This is a genomic window from Helicobacter pylori (genome assembly GCF_001653455.1).
Taxonomy (GTDB): Bacteria; Campylobacterota; Campylobacteria; order Campylobacterales; family Helicobacteraceae; genus Helicobacter; species Helicobacter pylori_A.
In genome coordinates, this window is record NZ_CP011486.1 from 195,847 (window position 1) to 211,595 (window position 15,749).

Here is a 15,749-nt window from a genome sequence, read left to right on the forward strand (position 1 = left end):
AACTCAAATTTTAATTCAACAGCATTGAATAAAAACACTGCTTTAATTTTACTACATTTGAAATAACTTTTCTTATAAACAGATCTTAAATTGAGAAAAAAATTAAATTCAAGGGGTCTATTGTTTAAAATTTACATTTTTTAAACGCTTTGGGTATAATAAGAGCCAGTTACCACCTATAAAATAAGGATCTTTGATGACAAAAATTGCAATGGCTAATTTTAAATCCGCTATGCCTATTTTTAAAAGCCATGCGTATTTGAAAGAATTGGAAAAAACTTTAAAGCCGCAGCATTGTGATAGAGTGTTTGTATTCCCTGATTTTTTGGGATTATTGCCTAATGCGTTTTTGCATTTCACTTTAGGGGCGCAAAACGCTTACCCTAAAGATTGTGGGGCTTTTACGGGTGAAATCACTTCAAAGCATTTAGAGGAACTCAAAATCAACACGCTTTTAATAGGGCATAGCGAGAGGCGAACGCTTTTAAAGGAAAGCCCTAGCTTTTTGAAAGAAAAGTTTGATTTTTTTAAAGATAAAAATTTTAAAATCATCTATTGTATTGGCGAAGATTTAAAGACCAGAGAAAAGGGTTTAGCGGCTGTAAAAGAATTTTTAAATGAGCAGTTAGAAAACATTGATCTTAGTTATCATAATTTAATCGTGGCTTATGAACCTATTTGGGCGATTGGCACAAAAAAAAGCGCTTCTTTAGAAGATATTTATCTCACGCATGGTTTTTTAAAGCAAATTTTAAATCAAAAAACGCCTTTATTGTATGGGGGGAGCGTGAACACACAAAACGCCAAAGAAATTTTAGGGATTGATAGCGTGGATGGTTTATTGGTTGGGAGTGCGTCTTTGGAATTAGAAAATTTTAAAACAATCATTTCATTTTTATAAAGGAAAATCATGGGATTTTTAAAAGGTAAAAAAGGGCTTATCGTAGGGGTTGCAAACAATAAATCCATCGCTTATGGGATCGCTCAATCGTGTTTCAATCAAGGGGCTACTCTCGCTTTCACTTATTTGAATGAGAGTTTAGAAAAGCGCGTAAGGCCTATTGCGCAGGAATTGGATAGCTCTTATGTGTATGAATTGGATGTGAGCAGAGAAGAGCATTTCAAGTCGCTGTATAATAGCGTTAAGCAGGATTTGGGATCGTTAGATTTTATCGTTCATAGCGTGGCTTTTGCCCCTAAAGAGGCTTTAGAGGGGAGTTTGTTAGAAACTTCTAAAAGCGCGTTTAACACCGCTATGGAAATCTCTGTGTATTCTTTAATAGAGCTGACAAACACTTTAAAACCCTTATTGAATGATGGGGCGTCTGTTTTGACTTTGAGTTACTTGGGCAGCACTAAATACATGGCGCATTACAATGTGATGGGGTTAGCTAAAGCGGCCCTAGAGAGTGCGGTGCGTTATTTGGCGGTGGATTTAGGCAAACACAATATTAGAGTGAATGCCCTATCAGCTGGGCCTATTAGGACACTCGCTTCTAGCGGGATCGCTGATTTTAGAATGATTTTAAAATGGAATGAAATCAACGCCCCTTTAAGAAAAAATGTGAGTTTAGAAGAAGTGGGCAATGCCGGGATGTATTTGCTCTCTCATCTCTCTAACGGGGTGAGTGGGGAAGTGCATTTTGTAGATGCTGGCTATCATGTGATGGGCATGGGAGCTGTGGAAGAAAAAGATAGTAAAGCTGTGTTATCGTGGGATTTGCATAAAGAAGGGTAAAGGGGGTATTGATGAAATTAAGCGAATTGTTAAACGCCTATTCTATTGAAACGGAATTTTCAAACGATTTTGAAGTGCATGCATTAGCGGAATTGGACAAAGCAACGCCCAATGATATTAGCTATATTGATCAAGCGCGCTACCTTAAATTTTTAAAGGATTCAAAAGCTGGGGCGGTGTTTATCCGTAAAAAAGAATCTTCTAAAGTACCTAAACGCATGCAAGCTTTAGTTGTGGATAACCCTCATTTGGCTTTCGCTAAAGCTTCGCATGCCTTTAAAATCCCTTTTTTTAAAAATCCAGAAAGCGTTAGCGAGCCTAAACATTTTGAAAAAGTAACGATCATGCCCAATGTTATTATTGGAGAGGGCGTAGAAATTGGCGAAAACTCTTTGATTTATCCGGGCGTGGTGATCGCTGATGGGGTCAAAATCGGTAAAAATTGCGTTTTATACCCTCGGGTCATTTTGTATCAAAACACGATTTTAGAAGATAATGTGATTATCCATGCAGGCAGTGTGATTGGGGGTGATGGCTTTGGTTATGCACACACCGCTTTAGGAGAGCATGTCAAAATTGAGCATGTGGGGATTGTTAGGATTCAAAAAAATGTAGAAATTGGCGCTAACACGGCGATTGATAGGGCGGTGTTTGGGGAGACTTTGATTAAAGAGGGCGTTAAGATTGATAACCTAGTTCAAATCGGGCATAATTGCGTTTTAGGTGAACACAGCATCGTTGTTTCTCAAGTGGGCTTGAGTGGCTCTACAACCACAGGCCGTAATGTGGTTTTTGGTGGGCAAGTGGGCATTGGGGGGCATTTGCATGTGGGCGAATTCACTCAAATTGGAGGCAAAAGCGCGGTGGGGAAAGACTTGCCCCCTAACACCAATTTTGCCGGAGCGATCCCTGCTATGGAAATCCATGAGTGGCACCATTTCCTAGCTCATTTAAGAACGAATTTCAGGAAACAGCAAAAAACGAGTTTGTTGCAAAAAGCTAAAGGGTTTTTTAAGTCTTAAAGAATGAAATAAGCTATAATTAGCCCGTTTTGAATACGAACGATGATTTTAATAAGGACAATCAATGAAAGATAGTTTTCTTTTCACTTCAGAATCAGTAACCGAAGGGCATCCTGATAAAATGGCCGATCAAATCAGCGATGCGGTTTTAGATTACATTATTGAGCGGGATAAAAAAGCCAAAGTCGCATGCGAGACTTTAGTTTCTAATGGTTTTTGCATGATCACTGGCGAGTTAAAAACTTCTGTTTATGCCCCGATGCAAGAGATTGCAAGAGAAGTGGTTAAAAAAATTGGTTATACAGACGCTCTTTATGGCTTTGATTACAGGAGCGCGGCGGTTTTGAATGGCGTTGGCGAGCAAAGCCCTGATATTAATCAAGGCGTGGATAGAGAAGATGGCGAGATTGGGGCAGGGGATCAAGGGCTTATGTTTGGTTATGCGTGCAAAGAGACTCAAACGCTCATGCCTTTACCCATTCATTTAGCGCACCAGCTCACTTTCGCTCTGGCTCAAAAAAGAAAAGACAACACCTTGCCTTTTTTAAGGCCTGATGGCAAGTCTCAAGTGAGCGTTCGTTATGAGAATAATAAGCCTGTAAGCATTGATACGATTGTCATTTCTACCCAACATTCCCCGGAAGTTTCACAAAAGCATTTAAAAGAAGCGGTGATTGAAGAGATTGTGTATAAGGTTTTACCCAAAGAATATTTGCATGACAATATCAAGTTTTTTGTCAATCCCACAGGAAAATTCGTTATCGGTGGGCCGCAAGGCGATGCGGGATTGACGGGCAGAAAAATCATCGTGGACACTTATGGGGGGAGTTGCCCGCATGGAGGGGGAGCGTTTAGCGGGAAAGATCCTAGCAAAGTGGATAGGAGTGCAGCTTATGCGGCCCGCTATGTGGCTAAAAATTTGGTAGCGAGTGGGGTTTGCGATAAAGCGACCGTGCAGCTTGCTTATGCGATTGGGGTTGTAGAGCCGGTGTCCATTTATGTGAATACGCATAACACGAGCAAGTATTCAAGCGCAGAGTTGGAAAAATGCGTGAAATCGGTTTTCAAACTCACGCCAAAAGGTATTATTGAAAGCCTGGATTTGTTAAGGCCCATTTATTCGCTCACTTCAGCTTATGGGCATTTTGGGCGCGAGTTGGAGGCATTCACTTGGGAAAAGACCGACAAGGCTGAAGAGATTAAAGCGTTCTTTAAGCGTTAAAAAAATATTTTAAGGGTAATATTTTAAAAAATTTTTGTATAATCAACAATTCACAAGGAGTTTAAATTGAAACAAAGAACGCTGTCTATTATTAAACCGGATGCACTTAAGAAGAAAGTGGTAGGCAAAATCATTGATCGCTTTGAGAGTAACGGCTTGGAAGTGATTGCCATGAAACGCTTGCATTTGAGCGTTAAAGACGCTGAAAACTTTTATGCGATCCATAGAGAAAGACCTTTTTTTAAAGACTTGATAGAGTTTATGGTCAGTGGTCCGGTGGTGGTTATGGTTTTAGAAGGTAAAGACGCTGTGGCTAAAAACAGGGATCTCATGGGAGCGACGGATCCCAAACTCGCTCAAAAAGGCACTATCAGAGCGGATTTTGCTGAAAGCATTGACGCTAATGCGGTGCATGGGAGCGATAGCTTGGAAAACGCGCACAATGAAATCGCTTTCTTTTTTGCCGCTAGAGAGTTTTAAGATTAAGAGCGTTTAAGAATAAGCATGCAATTTGAAATGCGTAAAATCGCTTTTAATGCACCTAAAGCGTTTTCTTTGGAGCATGAGGGAGTGGTTTTAGAGGGTGAAGTTGTGCGAGTGGGGGCGAAATTGTTTCGCTTGAAAGCACAACTCAAGGGCGAGTTGGTGCTTATTTGCGATGCAAGCGGTAAAGAGTTTAAAAAAAGCCTTGATGAGTCGTTGGTTTTGCATATTTCAGACGGGTTGTGGGATACGCAAAGCCAAAGTTTGGATTTTGATAATTTAGATGTTATTGAATCTTTCAATGGTTTTATTGATTTGAGCGAAATTTTACGCTCTGAAGTGGAGTCTATTAAATTAGACTACCATTACGCAGATTGAATATAAGGAGAATTTATGGCAGTACCTGATAGAAGAGTGAGTAAGACAAGAGCGGCCAAGAGGCGTACGCATTATAGCGTTAAGTTGGCTAAGCCTATAAAAGCTAAAGACGGCACTTGGAAGCTCCCACACCATATTAATAAATTCACTAAAGAATACTAAAAACTATCTTTAATGGTAGGGAGTGTTTTAAAGGATTGCAACAAGCCTTTTAAGGATGCATGATGAAAATTGTAATAGACTTAATGGGGGCTGACCATGGGGTTTTACCCGTTATTGAGGGAGTCTCAAGGGCTTTAGAAAATAAGAGTTTTGGCGCTGTTTTAGTGGGGGATAAAGACAAAGCGACCCCTTTTATTTCTAAAGAGTTAGCCAGCAAAGTGGAAATGATCCACACGCAAGATTACATTAAGATGGAAGAAGCCGCCACTGAGGCGATTAAGCGTAAGGAATCTTCCATTTACTTGGGTATGGATATTTTGAAAAATGGGGCTGACGCTTTGATTTCGGCCGGGCATAGCGGGGCGACTATGGGTTTAGCGACCTTGCGTTTGGGGCGTATCAAGGGGGTTGAAAGGCCTGCTATTTGCACTTTAATGCCTAGTGTTGGCAAACGCCCTAGCGTGCTATTAGATGCGGGAGCGAACACGGATTGCAAGCCTGAATATTTGATTGATTTTGCTCTTATGGGGTATGAATACGCTAAAAGCGTGTTGCATTACGATAGCCCTAAGGTGGGTCTTTTGAGTAATGGCGAAGAAGATATTAAAGGGAACATGCTCGTTAAAGAAACGCATAAAATGTTAAAAGTTTATGATTTCTTTTATGGTAATGTGGAGGGGAATGATATTTTCAAAGGGGTTGTGGATGTGGTGGTTTGCGATGGCTTCATGGGGAATGTGGTCTTAAAAACGACTGAAGGGGTCGCTAGCGCGATAGGCTCTATTTTTAAAGACGAGATTAAAAGTTGTCTTAAATCTAAAATAGGGGCTTTGATGCTTAAGAATGCGTTTGATACCCTAAGGCAAAAAACCGATTACGCTGAATATGGAGGAGCGCCGCTGTTGGGCGTGAATAAAAGCGTGATCATCAGCCATGGCAAGAGCAACGCCAGAGCCATTGAATGTGCGATTTATCAGGCTATTAGCGCTGTTGAAAGTCAGGTTTGTTTGAGGATCACCAAGGCGTTTGAGAGTTTGAAGCCTAGCGCTTCTGCACATCAAAGCGATCAACAAGACGCTTAAAGATGACTATGTTAAGGGGATTGAATGGAATTTTACGCTTCTCTTAAATCCATTGCTATGCATGCTCCAAGCGAATGCATAAAGAATGTAGCGTTTCAAGAATTTTTGGATACCAGCGATGAATGGATAGAAAAAAGGACCGGTATCAAAGAACGCCGTTTCGCTAGCGCTGGAGAAAAAAGCAGTGATTTAGGAGTGGTAGCGGCTAAACAAGCCATAGAAAGGGCGCATTTAACTCCGCAAGACATTGATTTAGTGGTTGTAGCGACTTTAAGCCCTGATTTTTTAGCCATGCCTTCAACCGCTTGTGTGTTGAGCGCGAAATTGGGCATTGAAAACAAACCGGCGTTTGATATTTCAGCCGCTTGCACGGGTTTTATTTACCTTTTGTCAGTGGCTAAAGCTTATGTGGAAAGCGGGATGTATGAAAATGTGCTGGTTGTGGGGGCAGAAAAAACGAGCAGCGTGTTGGATTTTAAGGATAGGGGGACTTGCATTTTGTTTGGCGATGGGGCTGGGGCGTGCGTGATAGGCAGAACCAAGCATTTAAAAGAAAGCATTTTAGATGTGCAAATTTCAGCAAACGGAAATTTTTCTAATTACCTCTACACGCCAAGGACTCTCAAACCCACGCCTTTCAACGCTAAAGAAGAGGATTCAAATCCTTTTTTGTGCATGAAAGGTAATGAAGTGTTTAAGCTAGCGGTGAAAACGCTTTTAAAAGATGTGGAAATGATTTTAGAAAAAAACGCCCTCAAACCTGAAGACGTGCGTTTGTTTATCCCGCATCAAGCTAATTTGAGGATCATTCAAGCGGTGCGAGAGCATTTGGATTTTAAAGATGAGCAAGTGGTTTTGACCGTGCATAAATACGGCAACACTTCAGCAGCGAGTATCCCTATGGCCATGTGTGAAGCTTATGAAGAAGGGCGTTTGAAAAAAGGCGATTTGATGCTTTTAGACGCTTTTGGTGGGGGATTGACTTGGGGTTCAGCGTTAGTGTATTTTGGGGGATAAAAAGGATTAAAAGGAGTATTGATGAAAAAGATGATTTTTTTATTTTTAATGGTGTTGGGGGGGTTAAAGTCGCAAAGCACTTATTGCAGCGATTTTTGCGAAGGCACTCCAGAGAGTCGTATCCCTCCTATGGGGTTTCATTTTAGTTTTGTGCATTCAGTAAAATATTACTTGCAAGACCCACAAGAGCGCGATCACAAGCTTAAAAAATGCCACGAAGCTTTTGACTCTACGCTTAAGGTTAATTTTATTACGAAGTCTTTTAAAAAGGATTGCAAGCATGCACAAATGGCTTTAGAGCAAGCTCAAAAAGAAACTCCATAAAGGGGGTTTCTTTAGGGATTTTATTTCTTATAGCAGAAATTATTTTTAAAGTAAAGAACAGATAATATTTATATTAATTAGAGATTTAATATTTATTCTAATACCTGTTATTATTATTGGATTAATATTGGCAGGTATTAGAAGCGTTGTAAGAGGCTTTATGAGGCATGGATGATGAAGATGCTAGTAATGATGGTTTCTTTAGCAGAATATGGGATAAGTTTGTAGAATATTTTATATATACTCTATGTGTATAGCATTTCTTCTTCCTTATATAATTGGTCCAATTATTATCATAATATGTATTTTATCTGAGTTAGGCTACATAACTTTCTTTAACTTCATAAGATAAATAACTGCCTGTTATAATAGTCGGTTATATTTATCCTTTTATTATTTTTTACTGCTTCTTTAATTTCTTTTTGACCCCCAATTGGTCCAATGTTTAGTAGCATCTCAACTAAAAACATAAAAATTCAATCAACAGCCAATTGAAAATTAAGTATAGGTTACTGCAACTAACTTTAATATTTTTTAGTTTTTTAAAAAATAAGGATTTTGGCTATTTTGTTTTATCATAAAACGCTTAAAGGGATGGGGGTATTTTATTGATGCTTTCTGCAACCCCCTTTCAAATCTCCTAAGATCGCTTCATTAAAGAAGTTATGAATGAATCAAGCTTTCACTCTAGTAGAAGCTTAGAAGCTTTTTTTATTGAGAAAATTTGTGGTAATATTCGCCCTTGTCCGTGATGATTTTAACTTCTAATAATTGGTTAGGCTTGCAATCTAGGCGGTAAAATATTTGTTGCGAATACTTTAATTCATGGTTAAAAAGTTTTTCTTTTTTGAACTTATCGCCAAATTTTGGCTCCACTTTTTTAGTCGCTTCGCATGAATTACCCCTATTGACAATGAGATTTTTAATCACCACCGGTTCATCGTTCATAGAAGTGATGCTCAAAAGACTGGAATCCGTCATTTTCCCCATGAGTTTCCCCCCAGTTGCGCGATAATCTAACTTAAAATCCAAATCCTTCGCCCCCAAATAAACACCGCTTATAGTTAGCAAGCTCAAACACATTTTTTTAAACATCAAAATCCTTTCGCTAGTAATATTTGTGGGGTATTATAATCAAATTTGATATATCCTTTTTTAATCGTTTGTTGCGTTTAGTTTTTGATCAAGTTTGTAGCCCATGCAATCCATTTGAATAATTTTAGAAAATTTCTTTTTGTTTGTTTTTCTACCGCATCTTTTCCGCCATATAAAAGCCTTGTTTTAAAAGCCATGGCCAATTCTATACGCTTGCTTTGGGTGTATTCTTTTTTATCGTGTTCGCTAAATAAATCTTCAATTTGTTTGAATTTTTTATCGCATTGTGAGAGTTGTAAAATTGTGATAGGATCGCCCATTTCTTTATTCTTTTCTTTGAATCGTTCGCTTGTTACTTGTTGATCGGCATCATCTTTCCTGTCATCATCTATCAAAATAATAGGGTGATTGTCTAACTCGCAAAGTTTTTGAATGGTTTCTTTCATATCGTTTGAATTGTTTTTAAGCCCTGAAATGGGTAAGAAAGTGAAAGGAATGGGGTTGTCTTTGTATTCTTGCTCATTGAAATACAATTTAAAAGCACTCAAATAACAATAATCTGTGATGCCTTCTACAAAGATGATTCGGTGTTTTTGGGGGTTATGAAAAACATGCTGACCCACCCCTAAAGAGCGTTTGATTTTATCTAGGGCGTCGGAGTCTCTTTGCACATTATTTAGGGGGTAATTAAAGTGATTGTTAATCGCAGAGCTTTCTGTTTCTTTTTCCACAATCCTTATTTCATCTAAATGATCTGTATCCACTAAAAAGGGGTCATGGATGGCTAAAACAAAGCTAACATGATTTTTATGAGCGTATTCTTTTAAAAATTTCCTAAAATTCTTTCTAGCTGGCACGCTCAAATGAGTGGCTGGCTCGTCCATGACATAGATAATATTCTTGTTAAGGCTAAAATGTGATCCCCAATTATAAAGAAAGCCAAACATGAAGTTAAACGCCCATTGAAAACCGGTGCTTTGCTGGCTTAAGATGACTGGTTCATTTTGATTGTGGGATTTTCTGCAATCATAAATTTCAAGTTTTATTTCATATGCCGTAGATTTCTTTGAATAATCATAAAATTTGTTATTGTGTTGAACACGAATTTTTAATTGGTAACTATCTTGACGCTCGTCTTCAGCGATCGCTAAAAGCTCGTTAAATTCTTTTGCGATTAAAGAATTTATTTTTAATTGCATGTTGTATTCTAAAATTTCTGCAATATTTTCTAATATTTCTGTAAAACTTACTTTAAATAAAAGAGGGCTTGTGCCATTCTTAAAAAATTCAAATTGCCATACATTATTATTGTATTCGCCTTTTACTTCAGTTGAAAGATATTCTGATCGTTTGATCTCTTTTTGATCGATTTCTTGCAAGTATTTTTTAGGGATATTGAACGATTTTTCAGAATTATAGATTACTAAATCATTATTTTTGTCAAATATTATTATTTCTAACGCTTGACCATCTTTTAAAATTCTCCCAAAAAAATTCCAAATTTCATTAGGATAAAAGCTCGTTTTTCTAAACAATGAATTTCTAAAGAACCAATCCGATTGGTTAAATTCAAGAGAGGAAGAATAATCAACGAAAGTAAATAATGTAGTCTTAAGGTCATTATCTGTGATTTTTGACTTTTTATATTCTTTAACGATTGGCACGAGTTCGTCAAATTTATAAGATAAACCATTGTTTATATTTAGATGAAAGTTAAACGCTGTATAAGGGTTACACTCTCGGCAATACTCTGCGAACTCAAAATAATTTTTACTTTGTTTGAGTCTTTTCTTATTTATTTCAAATTTGTCCTTGATTTCATCAATATTTTTAGGGAACAAAGAAGCGTTGCTTGTTTCATCTAAAATTTTTATACTCTCCCATAAAGATCTTTTTATTGGTTCAGAAAGCTTGCTGTCTCTGTGTCGCTCAATTTCTGAATTGACTAATAAATCTATTTGTTTCAAATAAAACTGACACATCATGGATTTAATGTCTTTAGACACATCATTAACGGCATGACTTACTATATAATTTTTGCATATTTGTTGGATATTATCTAGCAAGACATCATAATTAAATTCTAAAACTTTTTTGTTCTTGCAGTAATTTTCAATTTTTTGGATCAGTATTTCTTTTTGCTTCTCAAAATCGTTTCTTGTTTTATCAAGGGCTTTTAAAGAATTTTTAACTTTCTTTTTAAGGCTGATTATATTTGATCGGAATTCTTTAAATTGTTGTTTAAAATTTTCATTGATAGGGTATTTTTTATCTATCTCTTTAATAATATCTTTCACTTCAGTTTTTGGTGTGAATTTTGTATTAAAGGCGGTAGTTTTAAAAATTTCATCTAAACTTTTTATTTTGTTTGAAATATTTGTTTTGATTTCTTTTTCACTAAGTTTTTTAAAACAAGAATAAATTTTTGCTAATTGATCTTGTTTGTGTTCCCCCATGACAAAAAATTCATCTGAGTTGTATTTTTTATCAGGCGTATTGCTTTTTATGATTTCTTTGATGCACTGACAAAAAGTTTTAATCCATTCACTATTACCGCTTAAATATTTAATGAATTCTTTGAGAAGCAGATTGTTGGTTGCATTGGCATATTTGGTTACAAGCTCGCTCAAGTTTAATTTTTCTTTATAAAAATCTAAAAATGATTCTAATGAATTGCAAGAAGCTATAAGATTTATAAAATTACTCACAAAAGTGCAAACATTTGAATAATCGTCATTGTTAATGGGAATAGAAACGAAATTACTGCTTTGTTCCCCTAAAGCTTTTACATGCTTTTCAAAAGGATAAACAATTAGCGTTTTTGATAATTCCTTTACTTCTTCGTTAATTTCCTTAAACCGGATTTTCAAATCCACGCAAGAAAAATCTGTGGTTTTATTGTTAAAGCTTGTTTCTTCTTCTAAGCTTAAAAGGGTATCTTTTTCATGAGTTTTGAAATAATCTTCCTTGCTGCAAAGTTTAACACCCGCATCATTAAAGATTGTCAAAGCCTCTAAAACATTGCTTTTGCCGACATTATTTTCCCCCACTAAAACCACTAAGCCCCCATGCTTTTCTTCAAAATCTGAATTTAAAAGCAATCCTGCAGGCAATTTTCTACCCAAATTCCTAAAATTGCACAATTTCAAAACGCGCTTATGAAGTTTCATGCCTTGCCCTTTATTTTTTATACTACTTAATATAGCGCAAACCCATTTAAGGCAAATTTTTGACAATGCATCAATTTAATGCAAAATTAAACAAAATATGTTATAAAGAAGCCTTAAATACTATCATTTTAAGGATTAAAATGCTCACCCAAGAAGATGTCTTAAATGCGTTAAAAACGATCATCTACCCTAATTTTGAAAAGGATATTGTCAGCTTTGGTTTTGTCAAAAACATCACTTTGCATGACAATCAATTAGGGCTTTTAATAGAAATCCCCTCAAGCTCTGAAGAAACGAGCGCGATTTTAAGAGAAAATATCTCCAAAGCGATGCAAGAAAGAGGCGTGAAAGCTTTGAATTTGGATATTAAAACCCCGCCTAAACCGCAAACTCCAAAGCCCACTACCAAAAATCTGGCTAAAAACATCAAGCATGTGGTCATGATAAGCTCGGGTAAGGGCGGTGTGGGTAAAAGCACCACTAGCGTGAATTTAAGCATCGCTTTAGCGAATTTGAACCAAAAAGTGGGGTTATTGGACGCTGATGTGTATGGGCCTAATATCCCTAGAATGATGGGCTTGCAAAACGCTGATGTGATCACGGACCCTAGCGGTAAAAAACTCATTCCTTTAAAAGCTTTTGGCGTTTCTGTGATGAGCATGGGGCTTTTGTATGATGAGGGGCAGAGCCTTATTTGGAGAGGGCCCATGCTCATGCGAGCGATTGAACAGATGCTAAGCGATATTATTTGGGGGGATTTAGATGTGTTGGTGGTGGATATGCCCCCAGGCACAGGCGATGCACAACTCACTCTAGCCCAAGCCGTGCCACTCAGTGCAGGGATCACCGTTACTACGCCTCAAATCGTGAGTTTAGATGACGCTAAACGGAGTTTGGACATGTTTAAGAAATTGCACATTCCTATTGCAGGCATTGTAGAAAACATGGGGAGTTTTGTGTGCGAGCATTGCAAGAAAGAGAGCGAGATTTTTGGCTCAAATTCCATGAAAGAATTACTAGAAGCTTACCACACGCGGATTTTAGCCAAGCTCCCTTTAGAGCCTAAAGTGCGTTTAGGGGGGGATAGGGGCGAACCGATTGTGATTTCTCACCCCACTAGCGTGAGTGCTAAGATTTTTGAAAAAATGGCGCAGGATTTAAGCGCGTTTTTAGACAAAGTGGAAAGGGAAAAATTAGCCGATAATAAGGACATCCAGCCCACGCAAACGCATGCTTGCTCGCATTGATTTTAAAGATCGCTTCATAAGGTGGCAAGAAAGCCAACTTTAAGAAGCTTTTTAGATTATAGAAAACGCTTTTAGCTTTTTTTAACCAGTCGCTTCACTTTTTGCTTGATCTTAAAAAGCAAAAATTCTATAAGGAGTTTAGAAGAAAGCCTAGGGAGAAGAAATTCAAAAGAATACCGCTTGTCTGAAAAAGATAGGGCTTTGTTGCATTGGATTTCTTTATCTTTGTATTGGAGGGTATCAAAGAGGTGATCCAAAAAGAGAGCGTTAAAATAGGCGTTTTTAAAAGGCGTTTCAATCAACACTTCATGCCATTTTTTCGCGCCAATGACGCTTAAGAGTTTCCAGGGTTTATCGCCCCAAAAATGCAGCATGCGCGCTTCTTTAAAGCTAGGGAATGAGGGCGTATCAAGGAAGCTAGGGTGGGCGTTGTAAGAATAAGGCAGTTCTAAAATCCTACCACGGCACACAAAACACAAAGCATCTTGATCGTTAAATAAAAGTTTTTCGTTTTTCAAAATGAAAAAGGCAATCAATTGGTTTTCTAGATTTTCTTTACGCCATAATTTTAAATTTAAGGCTAAAAACCCTGCATTAAAGTAATTGTCAAAAAGGATTTGAGCTTCTTCTAAATTAGGGAAAGCGTCAGTAACGCCAATAGTTTCTGCTCGCATTTGGCGCAACTCGTATAAATCCTTAGCCGAATTCCTATCCATAGCGATCAAATCCTTTTCCCTCACAGCCCCAAAACAATGCGTTTCAAGGGGGATAAAAAAGCTCTCGCTCACATCATTCACAAACAAAGTGTCCACATCAAACATGATCATCTTATCGTATTGAGGGAAAAGGGAAGCGAGTAAGAAACGGCACATGATCATTTTAGAAAAGCGTTTTTGAGAGAAAGAATTGAGTTTTAAATACAATTTTTCAATTTCGCTAGCCACTAAAGCATCAAGCTTGCAATAATTATGGCGTGGTTCTAATTCTTTATGAGAAAGGGTAATATCCAAAAACTCTATGCTAGAAAAAGCGCTAAAAGGAGTGAGAGTCTCTTCTAATTTTTCTATATTTTCAGCGCTTAAATTCTCCACTAAACAATGGATCTTATAAAAGAGTTTTACGTCTAGCGTTCGCTAGCATGGAATACAAGCTCACGCTAGCAGGGATGCAATAATGGTTATCAAAAGCCACCACAATAGGGATAATCACGCTATCTTGCACACACAATCCTTAAATCTTTAAATTGAATCCTCTAAAAAAGGTTTTTGTCATTTTATCGTTTTTTTTTTTTTTTCAAAACAACCATGAGCGGGCGAGTTCGTTTTATGGCATAATATTAAACTTCAATAAAAAGGTGTTTAGTCAAGGGTGCTTAATCAAAAAGTTTGGCTAGGGTTTTTAGCTTTGCATGGGGTTTTTCTCAACGCTTTTGAGTATCAAGTGAGTGCAAGAGTGGGATCGTTTTCGCGCATCGCTTTCAATCAGTCTGTTATCAATTCCAAAAAAGGGATTTATCCTACAGGGAGTTATGTAACCACTACTGGGGCTTTACAATTTGATTTTAGTTTGCTCCCTAAAGGGATTGAAAACCACAAACTGGGTTTTGGGGTGGGGGGTGAAATAGGAGCGTTAGCGTATGATTCCACGAAGTTTTTGATTGATGAAGCCAACCCTAAGGCAGGATTTCAGCCAGCGAACTGGTATTACATGGGGCGATGGGAGGGCTATTTGATGCAATATAGCCAAAAATGGACCAGAGAGCAAAAGGCTCAAAACGCCAGGCCTTATGTGTTATACAATTTGTATTTAGATTATCAATATAAGGATATTTTTGGGATTAAATTAGGGCGTTACCCTTCTAAGGCTTTGTTTTTGAGCGGGTTTAATCAAGGGTTTGAGCTTTTTTACCAATGGAAAAAATTTAGGATAGTGTGGTTTAGCACCTTTGGAAGGGCTTTAGCCAATGAGCAATACATCAGAGATTTTTACGCCCCTGTCAATTACAAGCAAAAAATCAACTACGGCATGCACAATGTCAACCTCATTTATGAAAATAAATACATTAGAGTCGCGCCTTTTATTTGGTTTTACCCTAAGAATTTTAACGCTCCCGGATTTGAAATCACCCATGACACAAAGTCTTATTGGAAATCTCTTTGGCGCATCCAAACGACTTTTTACGCATGGTTTCCTCTCTATAGCGATTATTTGTCCAAAGATTATTACAGAGCCGCTTTAATAGGCAAAAAAAGCGCGAGTTTGTTTGTTTTTCAAAGAATCAATTTCCGCTCTTATCGTTTTGGCTGGAGCGTGTATAAGAATTTTGGGAATGCAAGTGCTCAATTAGGCTGGAACGGCTCACCCATTGATCCCTTTTATGACACCAAAGATGACACCCCTTATGAAGACGCTTATTCTAATTTTTACAACGCCAATTCCATGACGCTTAACGCTTTTGTAGGAAAGAGCATTAGAAATCTTTCGGTGCAATTGTATGGGAAATTGACCTTTTCCCCAAGGGCTGATGCGCAAAGCCTAGGGGTTACGCTCAAATATAATATTAAAAAACATATCTATTTCATGCTAATGTTTAATGGCTATCAAATCACGATGCATAAGGGTTATAAAGTGGGGTTTTTTGCAAGCGGTTACAACCCTGATTTCGCTCAAACCATTCAAAACAGAAGCTATTTTATGAGTTCCATGAGCTATCGTTTTTAAGAAATTAAAAATCCTTTCATGCGATTTTTTAAACCATAGCATGCCCCTTTTAAGCACGCTTTTATTGTATAATCTCAAAAATTTTATT

At 37.5% G+C, this 15,749-nt stretch carries 16 protein-coding genes; 12 read left to right on the plus strand and 4 right to left on the minus strand.

The window, feature by feature from the left end; all coding sequences use genetic code 11:
• Nucleotides 1-196 precede the first annotated feature (196 nt).
• From AA977_RS00935 to AA977_RS00980, 10 genes are all read left to right on the plus strand, one after another.
• Nucleotides 197-901, plus strand: coding sequence for a triose-phosphate isomerase (locus AA977_RS00935; protein ID WP_064434221.1), 705 nt, complete (start codon nt 197-199; stop codon nt 899-901).
• Nucleotides 902-910: 9 nt separating this feature from the next.
• Nucleotides 911-1,738 carry an enoyl-ACP reductase FabI gene (gene fabI / locus AA977_RS00940; protein ID WP_064434222.1) on the plus strand — a complete coding sequence of 276 codons (828 nt, stop codon included), beginning with the start codon at nt 911-913 and terminating at the stop codon, nt 1,736-1,738.
• Nucleotides 1,739-1,749: 11 nt separating this feature from the next.
• Nucleotides 1,750-2,760: a UDP-3-O-(3-hydroxymyristoyl)glucosamine N-acyltransferase gene (gene lpxD, locus AA977_RS00945; RefSeq protein WP_064434223.1), complete on the plus strand. Its 1,011-nt coding sequence runs from the start codon at nt 1,750-1,752 to the stop codon at nt 2,758-2,760.
• A gap of 64 nt (nt 2,761-2,824) precedes the next feature.
• Nucleotides 2,825-3,982, plus strand: a complete 1,158-nt coding sequence (gene metK, locus AA977_RS00950) for a methionine adenosyltransferase (RefSeq protein ID WP_064434224.1) — start codon at nt 2,825-2,827, stop codon at nt 3,980-3,982.
• Between the two features lie 66 nt (nt 3,983-4,048).
• On the plus strand, nt 4,049-4,462 hold the full coding sequence (ndk, locus tag AA977_RS00955; protein WP_000813731.1) for a nucleoside-diphosphate kinase: 414 nt from the start codon (nt 4,049-4,051) through the stop codon (nt 4,460-4,462).
• A gap of 24 nt (nt 4,463-4,486) precedes the next feature.
• Nucleotides 4,487-4,843, plus strand: coding sequence for a DUF177 domain-containing protein (locus AA977_RS00960; protein ID WP_064434225.1), 357 nt, complete (start codon nt 4,487-4,489; stop codon nt 4,841-4,843).
• A 15-nt stretch (nt 4,844-4,858) separates the two neighbouring features.
• Nucleotides 4,859-5,005, plus strand: coding sequence for a 50S ribosomal protein L32 (gene rpmF / locus AA977_RS00965; RefSeq protein ID WP_000290428.1), 147 nt, complete (start codon nt 4,859-4,861; stop codon nt 5,003-5,005).
• 62 nt (nt 5,006-5,067) lie between these two features.
• The gene (gene plsX, locus AA977_RS00970; protein WP_064434226.1) at nt 5,068-6,087 is read left to right on the plus strand and encodes a phosphate acyltransferase PlsX; all 1,020 of its coding nucleotides are present in this window, start codon (nt 5,068-5,070) and stop codon (nt 6,085-6,087) included.
• A 24-nt stretch (nt 6,088-6,111) separates the two neighbouring features.
• Complete coding sequence (locus AA977_RS00975) at nt 6,112-7,104, plus strand: ketoacyl-ACP synthase III (protein ID WP_064434227.1); 993 nt, start codon at nt 6,112-6,114, stop codon at nt 7,102-7,104.
• A gap of 21 nt (nt 7,105-7,125) precedes the next feature.
• Nucleotides 7,126-7,428 (plus strand): hypothetical protein, encoded by a 303-nt coding sequence (locus AA977_RS00980; protein ID WP_033601765.1) that lies wholly within the window; start codon nt 7,126-7,128, stop codon nt 7,426-7,428.
• Nucleotides 7,429-8,139: 711 nt separating this feature from the next.
• Here AA977_RS00980 and AA977_RS07925 read toward each other — a convergent pair.
• Both AA977_RS07925 and AA977_RS00990 read right to left on the minus strand, forming a co-directional pair.
• Nucleotides 8,140-8,523 carry a hypothetical protein gene (locus AA977_RS07925; RefSeq protein WP_064434228.1) on the minus strand — a complete coding sequence of 128 codons (384 nt, stop codon included), beginning with the start codon at nt 8,521-8,523 and terminating at the stop codon, nt 8,140-8,142.
• Nucleotides 8,524-8,600: 77 nt separating this feature from the next.
• A complete protein-coding gene (locus AA977_RS00990; RefSeq protein WP_064434229.1) occupies nt 8,601-11,693 on the minus strand; it encodes an AAA family ATPase in 3,093 nt (1,030 codons plus the stop codon).
• A gap of 65 nt (nt 11,694-11,758) precedes the next feature.
• Here AA977_RS00990 and AA977_RS00995 point away from each other — a divergent pair, with 65 nt between their 5' ends.
• Entirely contained in the window at nt 11,759-12,940 is a 1,182-nt protein-coding gene (locus AA977_RS00995) for an Mrp/NBP35 family ATP-binding protein (RefSeq protein WP_064434230.1), read from the plus strand.
• Nucleotides 12,941-13,011: 71 nt separating this feature from the next.
• Here AA977_RS00995 and AA977_RS01000 read toward each other — a convergent pair whose 3' ends face one another.
• Both AA977_RS01000 and AA977_RS08035 read right to left on the minus strand, forming a co-directional pair.
• Nucleotides 13,012-14,031, minus strand: coding sequence for a glycosyltransferase family 8 protein (locus AA977_RS01000; protein WP_064434231.1), 1,020 nt, complete (start codon nt 14,029-14,031; stop codon nt 13,012-13,014).
• A gap of 13 nt (nt 14,032-14,044) precedes the next feature.
• The gene (locus AA977_RS08035; RefSeq protein ID WP_064434232.1) at nt 14,045-14,161 is read right to left on the minus strand and encodes a glycosyltransferase family 8 protein; all 117 of its coding nucleotides are present in this window, start codon (nt 14,159-14,161) and stop codon (nt 14,045-14,047) included.
• 147 nt (nt 14,162-14,308) lie between these two features.
• Here AA977_RS08035 and AA977_RS01010 point away from each other — a divergent pair, with 147 nt between their 5' ends.
• Nucleotides 14,309-15,661: an outer membrane family protein gene (locus AA977_RS01010; RefSeq protein WP_064434233.1), complete on the plus strand. Its 1,353-nt coding sequence runs from the start codon at nt 14,309-14,311 to the stop codon at nt 15,659-15,661.
• Nucleotides 15,662-15,749: the final 88 nt, after the last annotated feature.